The following is a 15,607-nucleotide window of genomic DNA, read 5'->3' as shown; positions in this document are numbered from 1 at the left end:
TCCCTATTAACAACAATTAATTCGTGTTCCCTTTTTTTCTAATTCTTTTAATTTTTCATCCTGACTTGGTAATTGGTCAAGAATCTGCTGAACAAATGGATAGTACTGATTACCCTTATTAATAGAGTAGAAAATCCATTGCCCTTTTCGTTCTTCTTTCACCAATCCAACATCTCTTAATTTCCTTAGGTGTTGACTAATCGATGGTTGACTTGCTTGAAAAATCTCCACAAATTCGCAAACACAACAATCATGATGATCAAGTATTTTTACCATAGTTAACCGCGTTTTATCGCCTAACAATTTCAAGATCATTGCTGCCTTTTCCATTTCAACAGTCGTTTTAGGCATATTTACATCCCCCACCCTTCATCTGGATATCATCATATAATTAATTGCTTATTTGATACAAATGATATGATTCTAAAATCAAATTACGATTGATTCGCTATAAAAAAATTAGTTAATATAAAAATAGAAAACTGTTCAATTGAAGGTTGAACAGTTTTCTTGACTACTCTTTCATTTTTACAAGTCTTAGTGCATTTAAAATTACAATTAAAGCAGCCCCTGTATCACTTAATACTGCTAACCAAAGTGTCAGCCATCCTGGAAAGATAAGAATCAATGCGATACATTTTATGATTAGGGAAAAGCCGATGTTTTGTTTGATAATTGCTAATGCCTTTCTGCTTAATTTAATCGTATGTGGCAACTTTTCTAGGTTATCTGCCATTAAGACAATATCAGCAGTCTCCATGGCTGTATCCGTTCCAGCACCACCCATGGCAATCCCTAAATCGGATGTGGCTAGTGCTGGTGCGTCGTTAATTCCATCACCAACCATAGCTACTTTATGACCTTCACGTTGCAGTTGTCTAATTGCATTGACTTTATCCTCCGGCAATAGTTCAGCAAAGTAACGAGTCACATTTGCCTCGTTGGAAATCACTTCAGCTGTACCTTGGTTATCTCCGGTCAACATAACCACCTGTTTGACACCAACCTGTTTCAAGCCGTTCAATGCCTTTACAGTAGTGGTTCGAATAGTATCCGCAACAGCGATCATCCCCATTATCTCCTGTCGTGTACCAATTATTACCACTGTTTTTCCTTTGTTTTGTATCTCATTTACCCTGGACTTCACATCATCAGATACTATATTCATCCCTTCAAACAATGTAAGGTTCCCAGCATAATAAACTTTTCCATCAATGGTTGCCTGCACACCCTTACCGACGATACTTTTAAACAACTCCCCATTCTTTGCCTGAACTCCTCTATCTTTCGCATATTCGACAATCGTTTTGGCGATTGGATGGGTGGAGTAATCTTCTAATGTGAACGCTAGTGCTAGTAATTCTGCTTCAGACGTCGTTAATACCTTCATTTCAGAAACTTTAGGCTTTCCTTCTGTCAACGTGCCGGTTTTATCAAATGCTATTGTTTTGATAGCGCCTGCCCTTTCTAAAAAGGTACCGCCTTTGATTAAAACGCCATTCTTTGCTGCGTTCCCAATTGCCGAAACAATTGCCACAGGGGTAGATATAACCAATGCACATGGACAAGCAACAATCAGTAACGCAAGCCCTTTATAAACCCATTCTCCCCACGTGCCAAAGCCAAGAAGTGGTGGAACAACGATTACAACTAATGCCAGGACAAACACGATTGGTGTATAAATGCTAGCAAACTTATCGATAAATGCTTGCGCGGGAGCCTTTTGCTCTTGTGCTTCTTCAACCAAATGAATGATTTTGGATATTGTCGTATCTTTCACTAACTTGGTTACGCTGATTTCAATGGAACCACTCTCATTAATGGTACCGGCGTATACCGTGTCACCAGACAGCTTATCAACCGGAATGGATTCGCCTGTGATAGGCGCCTGATTAACACTGGTTTCACCCTGGATGATTTCACCGTCTAATGGAATTCTGTCACCGGGTTTAATCACCACAATGTCGCCAACTGCAACATCATCAACCGGCTTTTTGACTAACTCTGATCCAACTTTCATCCAAGTCTCTGATGGTGCTAAATCCATTAGATTACGAATAGACTTTCTAGTCTGTTCGATCGACCTGTTTTGCAACACATTGCCCAGTGCAAATAACCATACCACGGTGGCACCTTCAAACCATTGCCCGATTAAGGCCGCCCCAATTGCGGCTGCTGACATAAGAACATTCATATCCAGCGAACGACTTTTTAGAGAATAATAGGCGCTTTTCACAGGCTTATAGCCACTTACAACAATGGCAACAGCGTATAAAATCGTTGACATTATTTGGGGGATTCCATAGTAAGAACCGATTAAACCAAGCGCAATTAAAACACCTGAGAAAGTAATCAGACCATATCCTTCTTTGCTTTTTTCAGACGCCTGAGTTTTTTGGTTACTCGTAGTCGGAAAAGCCTTATACCCAAGTTTGGATACTTCAGAGATAATTTCCTCCACACTACCTTCGTGTTCCACCTGCATCTTTCCGATTGAAAAGTTGACACGCACACTCCTAACAGCCGGAATCGTATTTAAATGATTTTCAATACTTTTGGCGCAGCTGCCACAATCCATTCCTGTAACATCGTAAGTTCGCATATTTTTGTTTCGCTGAATTGGTTGGGCTGAATAGCCAAGCTTGTTAATCTCATCTTCCACACTGTCTAGGGCCAAAGCATTGCTGCCAATTACTTGTAATTTTGCCGTATTATAATTGACCTTTGCTTCTTGAATATTGTCTAAACCCAAGAGTCCCTTTTCTATTGTTAAGGCACAAGATGGACAATCCATGCCTTGTATGCGATATTCCATTTTTTCACTTTTATCAGATGTATGAGGATCTGTTTCTTCAACTGTGTTACTACAACAAGATGCCCCGCTTCCATTATCGCAACAAAGCGTTAACACCGGTCCTTTGGATGTTTCTTTACCACAACAGTCATCAACAGCTTTGTCATTTACCCCTTTGGCCTGACTATTACAGCAGCTGTCCATTTCTTTCTCAACCCTACAATTGCAACAGCTTTCATTATCCTCTATAGTTACAGATCCCTTCTCATTAGATCCGCAGCATTTGTCCGACATGGCTCTCACCCTCTAACCTATATGATTTTCACAGCATGCAACATCATTTTCGACATCGTCAAGCACCCGATCAAACATCGTTAATAATTCGCGAACTTGTTGGTTACGTAAGCCGTAATACACGTATTTACCGTCTTGTCTTCCTGTTATTAGTCCGCAACCTTTTAAACACGCCAGGTGCTGTGAAATGTTCGACTGATTCCCCCGTATGTCTTCCACAATTTGCGTTACCGTTTTCTCATTGTCTTTTATACATTCAAGGATTTGAATTCGTGTTTTGTGTGAAAAGCCATGCAGGAACTTTACCTTTGTATCGAGATCGACTTTTAACATGTAATCCCTCCTTATATTAGTGGTTGGTAATATGTTTGTTACCATCATATTACCAACCACTAATATGTGTGTCAATCGAATGCAAAGAATAATAACAAAATAAGCGAACTATCATAGTGTACAATGAATCGACCTATTTTGAATAAAGAGGTGGTCAAATGCCTAATTTACCTGCCACAGACCTTGGGATTATGGCGGAATATTTAACCGCACATAAAGGTGTGATAAATAAACTGGAGCTATATCAAAAAATGGTAACCATTATGGAGCTAAAAGAAATTATTCAATTGCAAACCAACATGATGCAACACACAACCAAATGGATACGTGCCAGCATTTACAGTATATATTTACTTGAGAGGAAGCATCAAAATTTGTTACGAAGGACAGGGCATCTTCCAAAGTGGAAGGTCAGTGTTTCTTCTATGTATTAGTCTCTGAATTGTCCTTCTACCTCAACTGAAAGAACCCTTTCTAACACCGTTTGCACGTCATTTGACCGACTACACCTGATAAATTTGCAAATATAACATTGTCATAGAATCTGCTAACAATCTGCATATTTTCGGGTAATATTAATGAAAGGAATACATAAGAGGAGGAAATAAATACCATGGTACAACCCAAAAAAATAGTCATAGGAATATGGTTGATTATCACAATGACTATTCTAGCAGCATGTGGAAGCAACAATACTGAATCAGCACCAAATGATAACAAAAAAACGGATTCGTCATCTCATTCCGAAGAACATATGGATGAAGATGAAATGGATATGGATCACTCCGGTTCCGGAGAGGTTCCTGAAGGGTTGGAAATAGCAAAAAATCCAGCTTTTGAAGTGTGAGGTAAAGCGATTATCGAATCCGATCACATGAAAGGAATGAAGGATGCCGAGGCAACCATTGTTGGTGCCTATGACACGATCGCTTACACCATTTCTTACACTCCAACAACTGGTGGGGAGCGAGTAATAAATCATAAATGGGTCATTCAGGAGGAAGTTAATGACGCCAAAGATGATAAGCCGTTGGAACCCGGAACAGAAGTCACAGTTGAGGCATCGCATATGAAAGGAATGGAAGGTGCAAAGGCAACAATCGATTCTTCTGAAAAAACAACCGTTTATATGGTTGATTATACCCCTACAACAGGCGGTGACAGGGTCAAAAATCATAAATGGGTAACAGAGGATGAGTTATCTCCGGTGGGATAGTTTAGCCCTTTCAGTAAAATGCAAAAGGTATGTGGGATTTACCCGCATACCTTTTATTCTGGTTAATTATCCACTGCATTGGTTACATGATGATACCATGTCATAATTGCCCAACATTGTCCCTCCTTTTCGGCTTATTTCGTACGGACTTAACAACAAGCTGGTGACAAGCAATTATCGTTGAAGTATGCATCATTTCCGCGTATTCACTCATGGAATGCAATATCAATTCTTGCAACGATAGTTTCTTAATGATAGTTATGCTTTCAACAACTTCGCATTAATCGCAACTATTACTGTACTTAGACTCATTAATACTGCCCCAACAGCAGGACTTAATACGATGCCAATCGGTGCCAATACACCTGCCGCAAGTGGAATAGCCAAAATATTATATCCGGCAGCCCACCATAGATTCTGGATCATTTTCCGATAGGTTTTTTTCGATAAATCGATTAACGAGACTACATCTTTCGGGTTACTTTTGACTAGCACGATATCGGCTGTTTCCATGGCTACATCAGTACCAGCGCCGATTGCGATACCTAAATCGGCAGTTGCTAATGCTGGTGCATCATTGACTCCGTCTCCGGTCATCGCAACTTTCCAGCCTTTTTCTTCTTTGATTTTCTTCACCTGATCCGCCTTTTTATCTGGTAGGACTTCTGCATATACCTCATCAATATCCAATTGTTTGGCAACCCAGTCAGCGACCTTTTTGTTGTCACCGGTTAGCATAATGGAATGGATGCCATTTTCCTTTAGCTTAGCAATAGCCTCTTTCGCTGTTTCTCGGACCATATCGGCGAGGGCAATCATGCCAACTAATTCATCATCTAGCAAAACAAATACGACCGTTTTCCCTTCCTCTGACATCTTGTCAAATTGTTGCTGGTCATACGACAGATTGTTGTCATTGACATAACCTGGACTAACTACATTGACTTTTTTACCATCGATCGTTCCCTGAATTCCTTTTCCAGTAATCGATTCAAAATCGGATATCTTTTTAAGCTTAGCCTCTCTTTCTTTTGCTGATTTTACGATACCAGTTGCAAGTGGATGTTCCGAATTTTGTTCTAGACTTGCTGCCCAGTTAAGGACTTCTTCTTCCTGATACCCTTCATTCGGAACAATATTTGTAACCCCAAATTCGCCTTTCGTTAGTGTTCCAGTTTTGTCAAACACAACTGCATTCAGGTTTCTTGCTCCTTCAAAATTAGTACGATTACGGATGAGTAATCCATGTTTAGCAGAAATCGATGTGGACACCGCTACGACGAGTGGCGCTGCCAAACCGAGTGCATGTGGACAAGTAATAACCATTACCGTAACCATTCGCTCCAGGGCTACATCAAACGGATATCCTAACATCAACCAGACAAATAACGTGACAAAACCTGAAGCTAGGGCAAGGTAAAACAACCATTTGGCTGCTCGATTCGTAATATCCTGTGTTCTGGATTTTGATTCCTGTGCTTCTTTAACCAGTGTTATAACCTGGGACAAGTAGGAATCTTCACCTGTTTTTTCAACTTGTATAGTCAGCGATCCTTCCTTATTTACCGAACCGCCGATCACTTCATCCCCTTGATTTTTTTCTACAGGTACAGATTCCCCAGTTAGCATTGATTCATCAATTGCCGATGTTCCGTCAACGATTATTCCATCAACCGGAATCTTTTCCCCTGGTTTTACTAGAACCTTATCATTGTTTCTTAAATCGGATACCGGTACATCTCTTACCTCATCATTTTCATCCAGCTTATGGGCCTCACTTGGCATAAGCTTAACGAGTTCTTCCAGTGCATTGGATGCACCCATTACCGAGCGCATTTCAATCCAGTGTCCCAACAACATAATGTCAATCAAAGTTGCCAGTTCCCAGAAAAAGTCCTTTCCTTCCAAGCCAAATACAGTAAGGGAGCTATATACATACGCAACTAAGATAGCTAACCCAATAAGCGTCATCATTCCGGGGTTTTTATCTTTTAACTCGCTAACCCCACCAGTAATAAACGGCCAACCACCATAGAAAAAGATAAATGTAGCAAGTACGAATAAAATATATTGATTATACGGCACTTGCCAATCCACGCCAAGGAAGCTTTGAATCATCGGCGATAAAATAAGGATAGGAATCGTAACGATTAAGGAAATATAAAACCGTTTTTTAAAATCCTTCACCATGTGTTCATGATGACCATGATGATCGTGGCCCCCATGACCATGTCCGTCATGTGCACTATGCTCATGATGATGTTGTTGTTCGTGGTTATGGGTAGCATGATTGTGTGCTTCATGGTTATGGTGTACTTGCTGACTATCATGGTCATGTTTACTTTGTTCATGTTCATTATGGTCTGTCATACATATCGATCTCCTTTTTCAATGTTTCAGAAGGTTATCCTTTCCGCTCTCCCCCTAACATACTATACCCCCCTATAGTATTTGTCAAACCTTGTTTTAATTACTAGGTCCTCATCATTAACTATACTGCCCCAAAACAATCATAACAGTCCCGTCTTTCACAAATAATGATAGATCAAGGGAACAATTTATGACCAAAGTTATTAGCTTACCTCCACATAAAAACGATTACACCAATATAGTACCTATTAGGGAGAATCTAAACCATTTTCACTCTATATAGAAAATGATGAAAGTCATCCGTTTGAAAAGCATAAAAATAAACAAACCGCCACGTTCGACAGTTTGCTTATTTTCAGGATTATTTAACCCATTTATACCCAACACCCCACACCGTTTTAAAATATTGATCAATCGGGAAACCAGCCTGCCTAACTTTTTCTCTTATGTTCCGTACATGCGAATCAACAGTCCTTCCTTCTGTATCGGAATGATACCCCCATATCAATTCAATCAGTTGTTCCCTGGCAAAGACTTGATTCGACTTTTTCATGAAGAGTCCGATCATGGCAAATTCCTTTGGGGTTAGCTTAATGACTTGATGTTTGTATAAAAGTTCGAAGCGGTCTTCATCCCATAATAAACCATGTATTTCAATATGTTTGGTAGGGCTCCTTCTACGCAACAAGGCTTCCATTCTAGCTACTAATTCATCTTCGTTAAAGGGCTTTGTTATATAATCATCGGCCCCAAGCTTCAGTCCTTTGACAATATCCTCCCGCTGTTCACGAGCGGTCACCATAATAATAGGCACATCAGAAACACGCCTAATTGCCTGGCACAGTTCCCACCCATTCATTTCCGGCATCATAATATCCAGTAAGACGATATCAAATGTTTCATTGTCTATATAGGTTAATGCAGCATTTGCCCCTAACGCTTTTGTACAGTTGAAATGGTGTGGTTGTAGATACAATGCTAATAAATCCAGCATACGTTTTTCATCATCAATTAATAGCACCTTATTCATCATCGTCACCTCTTTTTAATGTAATGATGAAGGTTGTCCCTTTTCCTCGATTACTTTGGGCTTCTATTCTTCCATCATGTGATTCGATAATTTCCTTGGCAATCGCCAGTCCTAAACCTGTTCCACCACTTTGCCTCGACCGTGATTTTTCCACACGAAATAAACGGTCAAATATATACGGCAGATCGGCTTTTGGTATCCCTTCCCCTTCATCAGAAATAAAAATACGTATTACCTCTGGAGACTGTTTCACTTCCAATAGAATCTGATTACCTATAGCAGAATGCTTTTTAGCGTTATCTAAAATATTGATGAAAACCTGCTGAAATCGCTCAGGATCAACGTAAGCAATAATGTTTTTCGGGCAGCGCACTGAACACACGATATTTTTCTCTTCAAGCACTCGATTCATCCGATCGATTACGGTCTGAATAAGGTCATACAGTACCACATCTTCACGATTAATTGAAAATTTATTTTGATCCATTTTAGCAAGATCGAATAAATTCTTAACTAACTCAGACATCTGGCTTGTTTCTTCACGAATTATAGCTGTATATTCTTTTAATTGTGACTCCGATATTGTTTGGCGGTTAATGACATCGGCATAGCCCTTTATATAAGTTAAAGGTGTCCTAAGTTCATGCGAAATGCTAGCCAGAAACTCATTCCTAGCTTTTTTCAATTGGTCAATGTCGTTTGACAATGTTCTGATTGATTTCGCCAGCTCTCCTAATTCATCTTTACGATCCATTCGCAACTCGACCTTATTTCTGCCCTTACTAAGTTGTTCCGTTGCTTCCTTCATTTTAATGATCGGGAGGGTAACAAACCTGGACAAAATAAAGATAGTAATAATCGTTAGTATGACTGTGATAAAACCGATAACGATAAATTGGTCACTAAGCTGATCGACAATCTTTTCTACGGTATTCGTATTCGCAAACATGAAGACATTGCCTTTATGCCTTCCATCGATTGTAATTGGACTATCTGTAACAATATATTCTTTCTGTTTCCATCGGTCTTCAATAATCTTACCCCTAGCAGGTATCGTGTCCTTCTTAGTATGCTTGATCACGTTCATCATTTCCTGTTCAACCGGATCAGATGAAACGATTGTATTGCCTTTTTCATCCGTTACAATAACAACAAAATCGGAAACAGATTCCATGATACCTACATGCTCTAATGTTGACTGATTAAAATTATCCTCCAATACATCCCGATGTGTATTCCCACGGGCTAATGTACTTTCCATCACTTCATTAATCCGTTCATTTGCCAGGTTTGTATACAGAGCTAGAAATAAGAATAACTCCAGCACGAGAATAAACATAAAAAACAGTAATCCGATTTTAAATGAAAGTTTACTAAACATAGTCTACCTCTTTACGCCCAATAATTTGATTGAACAGGTCAAACACTTTCGATCAACTCATTTAGTGTACTTTGCCATTGACTATAATTTGATCCCAAGAATTCATATTGTCGTTGGACAAAAATGCTTGGTTCTTTGTTGTGTAGATCGCAAACTGTTGATTGTTTTTCGGATTTTGAGCAATAAATACAGGCCCATCTTCAATCAAATCAGGTAATTTCAATTCCTCTTGCTCACCATTCTTCGTTGTATATTTCACTAGAGATGGAGCAGTGTTATAACTCGCGTAAAATAAATTATCTTCGTTAAAAAATACAGCTGTACCCTGAGCTTTATCTGTAATCAATTTAAAAGCCGCTCCCCCATCGGTTGACAGATAAACTCCGGTAGTTGTGGCTGCTGCAACCAGATTTGAATTAGAAGGATGAATGGCTAAGGCGAATAAATCTCCGTCTAGGCCCTGTGCCTCAACACTTTCCCACGACTCACCACCATCCGTACTATTATAAAAACCTTGTTCCAACTCCGAGTTTTTCTCCGGATTCATTAGGAAAATGTCGTGACTCTTGTATCCTACTGCCATTCCATGAAAATCAGTCTCTCCTTCAAACTTAACACTCTCCAATGTTCTTCCCCCGTCAAAACTGCGCTGAATACCGATTGGATTGGGTAAATCGGAGTCCTCTCCCGGGTGTCCGGAGGTGTAAAAACCCTTATCAACTGCATTGAATCCCATATAATCGTTCAATTTTCTCGTTGTTTCCGACCATTTCCCATCACGATATATTTTCAAGCCAGTATGCGTAGCGACATATAATCCATTGTCGTTTCCAACATAACCTATCCCGTGAACATGGTCGATACTCCCATCAAACGAAACAACAAATTCCTTATTGTCATTACTACTGCAACCGGTTATGAATAATCCTACAATAATAGTTACGATAAGCATTGCTTTTTTCTTAATCATCAGAACTTAACCTCCATTAACTTCATCGTGTCTACCTTCTATTGCAAAAAGAGAAATTGCTAGACATAGCATATCAGAAGAATATCAATTTTTTGTGCAGGATTTGCTTAAAGTGCGTGTTCAAAAAGGAGGATGAAAAGGACCGAGGTCGGTTAAGGTCGCAACGTCCTGTCGCAACACCGACACTAGCACGACCTGCGCGTCGAAGTTCGAGGCGGCGAAGCTTTGAGTACCAGGCTTGCACAGGATGTGATGACTTCCGTGTTGTCCACAAGACGTGAACGGTTTTAGCGGAAGCTCCCCTATCGAAGTGTCATTTTTACCGGACTATTTGAACAACCTCTTAAAGGTCGCATATGTACTTAATTATTCAACTAAAAGGCTGATTCCCGTTCAAAGGAACCAGCCTCTATTTTATGCTACAACATCGTAGCCTTGATCTTCCACGGCTTCACGCATGTCTGCAATGGTAACATTTGCATCATCATACGTAACGTCCACTTTTCCGGTGCTTAAATCTACTTCTACGTTCGTTACGCCTTCAATACCTTTTAGGGCACCTTCAACAGATGATTTACAATGACCACATGTCATACCTTTTACATCTAGCGTCATGTTTTTCATTCTATTTCACCCCCTTTCAAGGGAAAGGTTGTTTTAAACTTTCTTTTCGTTATACTTTGACCCGCTTCAAGCGAAGGGAGTTAGAAACAACACTGACCGAGCTCAAGGCCATCGCACCACCAGCAATCCATGGAGCCAATAGTCCAATCGCCGCAATCGGGATCCCCGCACTATTGTAGGCAAATGCCCAAAATAGATTTTGCCGGATATTTTTAATCGTTGCATGGCTTAGTTTAATTGCTTTAGGTATGAGTAATAATTCACCACCAAGAATGGTAACATCAGCAGCCTCAATCGCAACCTCTGTTCCGGTTCCAATTGCAATCCCAATATCTGCTGTTGCCAATGCAGGTGCGTCGTTTACCCCATCGCCGACCATGGCTACCTTCTTACCTTGGTTTTGAACCGCTTTTACTTTGCCTGCTTTTTCCTCTGGCAAAACTTGGGCAATTACATGGTCAATACCGACTTGTTTGGCAATTGCTTGTGCGGTACGTTCGTTATCTCCTGTTAACATAATTACTTCCAATCCTTGTTCCTTCATCTGACTGATCGCTTGAGCGGCTGTTTCTTTTACCGTATCCGCTACAGCAACAACTCCACGGTATTCGCCATTAACCGCGATGAGCATCGCTGTCTTGCCATTGGTCTCGTAGCCCATTAATTCCTGTTCTGCATGATGAACATCGATATTATTTTCGGTCATTAATTTTCGTGTACCAACAAGTATAAATTTGCCAAAAATTTTAGCTTTAATACCGTGACCAGGTATCGCTTCGAAATCATCAATGTCCACAAGTTCTATATCACGCTCTGTTGCATAAGCCACAATTGCTTCAGCCAATGGGTGTTCTGAACCTTTTTCGGCACTTGCCAGTAATTGTAACGTTTCATTATCCCCGGTAAAATCGGTTACTTCCGGTTTTCCTTTGGTAATCGTTCCGGTTTTATCAAGAATAATCGCATTTAATTGATGGGTACGCTCTAAATGTTCGCCACCTTTAAACAAAATACCATTTTCCGCTGCTTTCCCCGTACCAACCATGATCGACGTTGGTGTCGCCAAACCTAATGCACATGGGCAAGCAATTACGAGAACGGCAATTGCCGCCACAAGAGATGGTTCGAAGTTTTCTGGTTGCACAAGGGTAATCCAGATAATAAATGTTAGCGCGGCAATCCCGACAACAATTGGTACAAAATAGCCGGAAATGATATCCGCCAGCCTCTGGATTGGAGCCTTCGAACCTTGAGCATCCTCCACCGCTTGTACAATCGATGCAAGTGCGGTATCTTTCCCAACTTTGGTTGCTTCCATTTCGATCGTTCCGTTTTTATTCATTGTTGCCCCAATCACATTTGCTTCTACACCTTTTTCAATCGGAATCGATTCCCCCGTTAGCATCGATTCGTCAACAGCGGTTCGTCCTTTGACTATAATACCATCCACCGGTATTTTTTCCCCAGGTTTTACAATTAGATGAGCACCAACCGCTACATCTTCAATTGGAATCATTGTTTCTTCACCGTTTTGAATAACCCGAGCTTGTTTTGCTTGCAAACTTAACAATTTAGAAATCGCCATGGTGGTTTTACCCTTGGCACTTGCCTCCAGATACTTACCGAATAAAATCAGCGTAATTAAAATCGCACTCGTTTCAAAATAAAGATGTGGCATGTATCCCGGATTTCCAATAGTCTTCACTGCTTCATATAAACTGTAGAAATACGCAGCGCTAGTACCAAGCGCCACTAGCACATCCATGTTGGCGCCGCCATTACGCAAATTTTTATAGGCCCCATCATAGAATTGCCAGCCGATAATAAACTGCACTGGTGTTGCAAGTGCAAATTGAAACCATGGATTCATGAATATTGCTGGTATCTGCACACCAAACAAATGAACAAGCATTGTTACCAATAATGGTGCCGCCAGCACAGCAGATATGATTAATTTCCATTTCATCCGCTTGATCTGCTTTTCCTTGCGTGATTGTTTTTCCTGCTTGTCCGTTTTTATCTTGGCATCATAGCCTGTTTTCTGAATGCGGCCGATAATATCTTCTACATTCATCAAACCCGGATTATATTCAACGGTTGCATTCTCGGTAGTAAGATTCACCGTTGCTTGTTTGATGCCTTCCTGCTTATTTAATACTTTTTCAATCCGTGTAGAACAGGCGGCACAGGTCATACCCATTACATCAAACTCTGCCTTTTCGGTTTCCACGCCATAGCCGAGTTTTTCAATTTTGGATGAGATATCATGTACAGAAATTGCTTCTGGATCATAATCAACATTTGCTTTTTCAGTTGTTAAATTAACCTGTGCGTTCACGCCATCCATTTTATTTAACACTTTTTCAATTCGATTGGAGCAGGCGGCACACGTCATTCCTGTTACACCGACCGTAACATGTTTTAATTCACTCATGCTGGAATCCCCCTTACTTGGAAAATTGCTTCATGATACCTAATAACTCATCAATGGCAGCATCGCCTTCGCCTGACTTAACGGCATGACTGACACAATGTTTCGCGTGCCGTTCTGCTACGGTAAACCCTACTTTTTTAAGTGCGGCATTAATAGCACTGATTTGCACCAAAATATCCGGACAATACCGGTCATCTTCCACCATTTTTTGAATACCGCGTACTTGCCCTTCTATTCGTTTCAGACGATTGATAACCGCCTGCTTCTCATCATTTGTCCGAGGTGTAATTGGGTGATCATGTAAAAATTCGCCCATATTTACCATCTCCTTTTCTGCTTCTGAATATACTATACCCCCCTAATGTATTTTTGTCAACACAAAAAGCACTTTAAGTTATTTTGCCCTCTTAGGACAACAATATGAGACCCGCAGTTTCAGCTTATCCAGAAATTCATTGGGGGGATGGAAGTGTTCGATGGTGCATGTTCAATATTTTTATCTTTTTCATATTTAGTTAAAAAATCCATTTTGAATTTACTCAATCAAAATGGATTTTTATTCGGCATATTTGAATTTGTTTTTTCATAAAAAGCTTTTATTGAAGCAGACCCAGTAAATTAGTAACTTCATTGATAACATATGACCACTCATCAACATGAGGGTTAACTATTTTAAAGTGTTCGGCAGATGGGATTTCCACCATTTTTACCGGATCCCCAACAGCATCTGCTGTACGTTTATAGCTATAACTAATCCCGATTGGTACATTAATGTCAAGTGACCCGTGAATAAGCACTTGTGGGATTTGAAGGGGTAAAAACTGAATTGGAGAAGCTTGTTCATAACGCTTCGGAACCTCTCTGGGTGTCCCGCCTAACAAATTAGAAACAGGATGATTAAATTCCATACCAGATTCGGATAAGCGTAAATGATGAACATCATCCATGAGCGCAAGATCGTTCACTCCCGCTAAGCTTATCACTCCTTTCAGTGTAATCGGTTGACCGGTGGTTCTTAACACGCTACTTGCTGGTAGCTTCTTACGTGCTGCTAGCCATAAAGCTAGATGACCTCCTGCAGAATGTCCAATAGCAACAGCCTGGCTTAAGTCAAGCTGTTGTTCTTCCGCTATTTGTTGTAAATGATCAGCCGCGTTAGCAACATCAATGAATGTACCCGGCCAACCGCCACCTTCATCACCAACGCGGCGAAATTCTATATTCCAGGTCGCAACTCCTTTGGCTGTTAAATGTTCTGCTACAGGTTCCATTAAATCTAAACCAAAACTATTTTTCCAAAAGCCACCGTGTATAACAATTGCAATCGGATAAGGGCCATCACCTTCTGGGAGACGGAGATCCCCAAATTGGAATGGATCTTTTCCGTAAATGCACCGTTTCATTCGTATATTCACAATAGCACCTCCATCGGATAAAAATAGGATTAGAGATATTAAAACAGTATCTCGAAGTATGAGAAACAAAATGTTAAACGCTACAATTTTACATTTTGTTGTCTAAAGTAAATTTCAAACCCTCAGCGAGCCGCGGAACCCTCTAGAGCCATAGTAAGAGGACGCGCCATTGTGATACACGAAGACATGCCCGAAGCGATAATCACAAAAAAGTGCTCCGCCAAGTTCTCTGATATCATCGGGTGTCTGTATCCAGCTCGATGTCTTCATATCGAATTTTCCAAGTTGCTGCAACGCCCGATATTGTTTTTCTGTCAAAAGCTCTATCCCCATGTCGGTCGCCATATCAATAGCGTTATTTTCCGGCTTATGTTTTTTCCTTGACTCCAGCCCTTTGCGGTCGAAGCAAACACTTCTGCGTCCTTTAGGGCTTTCTGCGGAACAATCATAAAAAATATATTCGTCCGTACTTTTATCATATCCAATAACATCCGGTTCACCGCCAGTTCTTTCCATTTCATGGAGCGACCATAATTTTCCCGGGTCTTCCAGCTTTTCTTGAACTTTAACCCATTCCAGAGACTGATGGTGGTTCATGTTTTTTTCAAAGCGGGCTTTCAATGTACGGAGTAATTCCTCACGTTGTTTTAGTGACAGTTGATTTTTATTCATCTTCGTTTCTCTCCTTTTTGGCATTATCGTTATCTGTACAGACGTCATCCTCCCATTCCAATCCTCACTTACTA

The 15,607-nt window shown here is 40.4% G+C and carries 13 protein-coding genes and 1 pseudogene; 2 read left to right on the top strand and 12 right to left on the bottom strand.

Annotated features, from left to right (window positions below):
• Positions 1–6: 6 nt before the first annotated feature.
• The 3 genes from WMZ97_RS07995 to WMZ97_RS07985 form a co-directional block, all read right to left on the bottom strand.
• Positions 7–351 (bottom strand): ArsR/SmtB family transcription factor, encoded by a 345-nt coding sequence (locus tag WMZ97_RS07995; RefSeq protein WP_343271558.1) that lies wholly within the window; start codon positions 349–351, stop codon positions 7–9.
• Between the two features lie 163 nt (positions 352–514).
• Positions 515–3,088, bottom strand: a complete 2,574-nt coding sequence (locus tag WMZ97_RS07990; RefSeq protein ID WP_405027666.1) for a heavy metal translocating P-type ATPase — start codon at positions 3,086–3,088, stop codon at positions 515–517.
• Positions 3,089–3,100: 12 nt separating this feature from the next.
• Complete coding sequence (locus tag WMZ97_RS07985; RefSeq protein ID WP_343271556.1) at positions 3,101–3,421, bottom strand: ArsR/SmtB family transcription factor; 321 nt, start codon at positions 3,419–3,421, stop codon at positions 3,101–3,103.
• A 158-nt stretch (positions 3,422–3,579) separates the two neighbouring features.
• Between WMZ97_RS07985 and WMZ97_RS07980 the strand changes: the two genes are divergently transcribed.
• Both WMZ97_RS07980 and WMZ97_RS07975 read left to right on the top strand, forming a co-directional pair.
• Positions 3,580–3,855 carry a hypothetical protein gene (locus tag WMZ97_RS07980; protein ID WP_343271555.1) on the top strand — a complete coding sequence of 92 codons (276 nt, stop codon included), beginning with the start codon at positions 3,580–3,582 and terminating at the stop codon, positions 3,853–3,855.
• A 179-nt stretch (positions 3,856–4,034) separates the two neighbouring features.
• Positions 4,035–4,637 (top strand): annotated as a pseudogene (locus tag WMZ97_RS07975) (YdhK family protein).
• A 258-nt stretch (positions 4,638–4,895) separates the two neighbouring features.
• On the opposite strand, the gene WMZ97_RS07970 reads toward WMZ97_RS07975, so the two are convergent.
• The 9 genes from WMZ97_RS07970 to WMZ97_RS07930 all read right to left on the bottom strand — a co-directional run bounded on the left by WMZ97_RS07970 (position 4,896) and on the right by WMZ97_RS07930 (position 15,533).
• Positions 4,896–7,007, bottom strand: a complete 2,112-nt coding sequence (locus WMZ97_RS07970; protein ID WP_343271554.1) for a heavy metal translocating P-type ATPase — start codon at positions 7,005–7,007, stop codon at positions 4,896–4,898.
• Positions 7,008–7,368: 361 nt separating this feature from the next.
• Entirely contained in the window at positions 7,369–8,037 is a 669-nt protein-coding gene (locus WMZ97_RS07965) for a response regulator transcription factor (protein WP_343271683.1), read from the bottom strand.
• Positions 8,030–9,418 (bottom strand): sensor histidine kinase, encoded by a 1,389-nt coding sequence (locus tag WMZ97_RS07960; RefSeq protein ID WP_343271553.1) that lies wholly within the window; start codon positions 9,416–9,418, stop codon positions 8,030–8,032. The genes WMZ97_RS07965 and WMZ97_RS07960 overlap by 8 nt, the downstream gene beginning before the upstream one ends.
• A gap of 61 nt (positions 9,419–9,479) precedes the next feature.
• Positions 9,480–10,388, bottom strand: a complete 909-nt coding sequence (locus WMZ97_RS07955; protein ID WP_343271552.1) for a F510_1955 family glycosylhydrolase — start codon at positions 10,386–10,388, stop codon at positions 9,480–9,482.
• 414 nt (positions 10,389–10,802) lie between these two features.
• Positions 10,803–11,012 carry a copper chaperone CopZ gene (gene copZ / locus WMZ97_RS07950; protein ID WP_343271551.1) on the bottom strand — a complete coding sequence of 70 codons (210 nt, stop codon included), beginning with the start codon at positions 11,010–11,012 and terminating at the stop codon, positions 10,803–10,805.
• Positions 11,013–11,061: 49 nt separating this feature from the next.
• Positions 11,062–13,446: a heavy metal translocating P-type ATPase gene (locus tag WMZ97_RS07945; protein WP_343271550.1), complete on the bottom strand. Its 2,385-nt coding sequence runs from the start codon at positions 13,444–13,446 to the stop codon at positions 11,062–11,064.
• A 13-nt stretch (positions 13,447–13,459) separates the two neighbouring features.
• The gene (locus WMZ97_RS07940; RefSeq protein WP_343271549.1) at positions 13,460–13,762 is read right to left on the bottom strand and encodes a metal-sensing transcriptional repressor; all 303 of its coding nucleotides are present in this window, start codon (positions 13,760–13,762) and stop codon (positions 13,460–13,462) included.
• Between the two features lie 280 nt (positions 13,763–14,042).
• Positions 14,043–14,861 carry an alpha/beta hydrolase family protein gene (locus WMZ97_RS07935; RefSeq protein ID WP_343271548.1) on the bottom strand — a complete coding sequence of 273 codons (819 nt, stop codon included), beginning with the start codon at positions 14,859–14,861 and terminating at the stop codon, positions 14,043–14,045.
• Between the two features lie 114 nt (positions 14,862–14,975).
• On the bottom strand, positions 14,976–15,533 hold the full coding sequence (locus tag WMZ97_RS07930; RefSeq protein WP_405027665.1) for a DUF4256 domain-containing protein: 558 nt from the start codon (positions 15,531–15,533) through the stop codon (positions 14,976–14,978).
• Positions 15,534–15,607 lie beyond the last annotated feature (74 nt).

It is taken from the genome of Lentibacillus songyuanensis, assembly GCF_039548255.1.
In the GTDB taxonomy this organism is placed as follows: domain Bacteria; phylum Bacillota; class Bacilli; order Bacillales; family Amphibacillaceae; genus Lentibacillus_C; species Lentibacillus_C songyuanensis.
This window is presented reverse-complemented; position numbering and strand designations above follow the sequence as displayed.

What these genes read in the sequence shown, in the direction of transcription:
- WMZ97_RS07930 (WP_405027665.1), bottom strand. Translation starts at nt 15,533, where the DNA reads ATGAATAAAAATCAACTGTCACTAAAACAACGTGAGGAATTACTCCGT.
- WMZ97_RS07940 (WP_343271549.1), bottom strand. Translation starts at nt 13,762, where the DNA reads ATGGGCGAATTTTTACATGATCACCCAATTACACCTCGGACAAATGAT.
- WMZ97_RS07995 (WP_343271558.1), bottom strand. Translation starts at nt 351, where the DNA reads ATGCCTAAAACGACTGTTGAAATGGAAAAGGCAGCAATGATCTTGAAA.
- WMZ97_RS07985 (WP_343271556.1), bottom strand. Translation starts at nt 3,421, where the DNA reads ATGTTAAAAGTCGATCTCGATACAAAGGTAAAGTTCCTGCATGGCTTT.
- WMZ97_RS07945 (WP_343271550.1), bottom strand. Translation starts at nt 13,446, where the DNA reads ATGAGTGAATTAAAACATGTTACGGTCGGTGTAACAGGAATGACGTGT.
- copZ (WP_343271551.1), bottom strand. Translation starts at nt 11,012, where the DNA reads ATGAAAAACATGACGCTAGATGTAAAAGGTATGACATGTGGTCATTGT.
- WMZ97_RS07955 (WP_343271552.1), bottom strand. Translation starts at nt 10,388, where the DNA reads ATGATTAAGAAAAAAGCAATGCTTATCGTAACTATTATTGTAGGATTA.
- WMZ97_RS07970 (WP_343271554.1), bottom strand. Translation starts at nt 7,007, where the DNA reads ATGACAGACCATAATGAACATGAACAAAGTAAACATGACCATGATAGT.
- WMZ97_RS07965 (WP_343271683.1), bottom strand. Translation starts at nt 8,037, where the DNA reads ATGAATAAGGTGCTATTAATTGATGATGAAAAACGTATGCTGGATTTA.
- WMZ97_RS07960 (WP_343271553.1), bottom strand. Translation starts at nt 9,418, where the DNA reads ATGTTTAGTAAACTTTCATTTAAAATCGGATTACTGTTTTTTATGTTT.
- WMZ97_RS07980 (WP_343271555.1), top strand. Translation starts at nt 3,580, where the DNA reads ATGCCTAATTTACCTGCCACAGACCTTGGGATTATGGCGGAATATTTA.
- WMZ97_RS07990 (WP_405027666.1), bottom strand. Translation starts at nt 3,088, where the DNA reads ATGTCGGACAAATGCTGCGGATCTAATGAGAAGGGATCTGTAACTATA.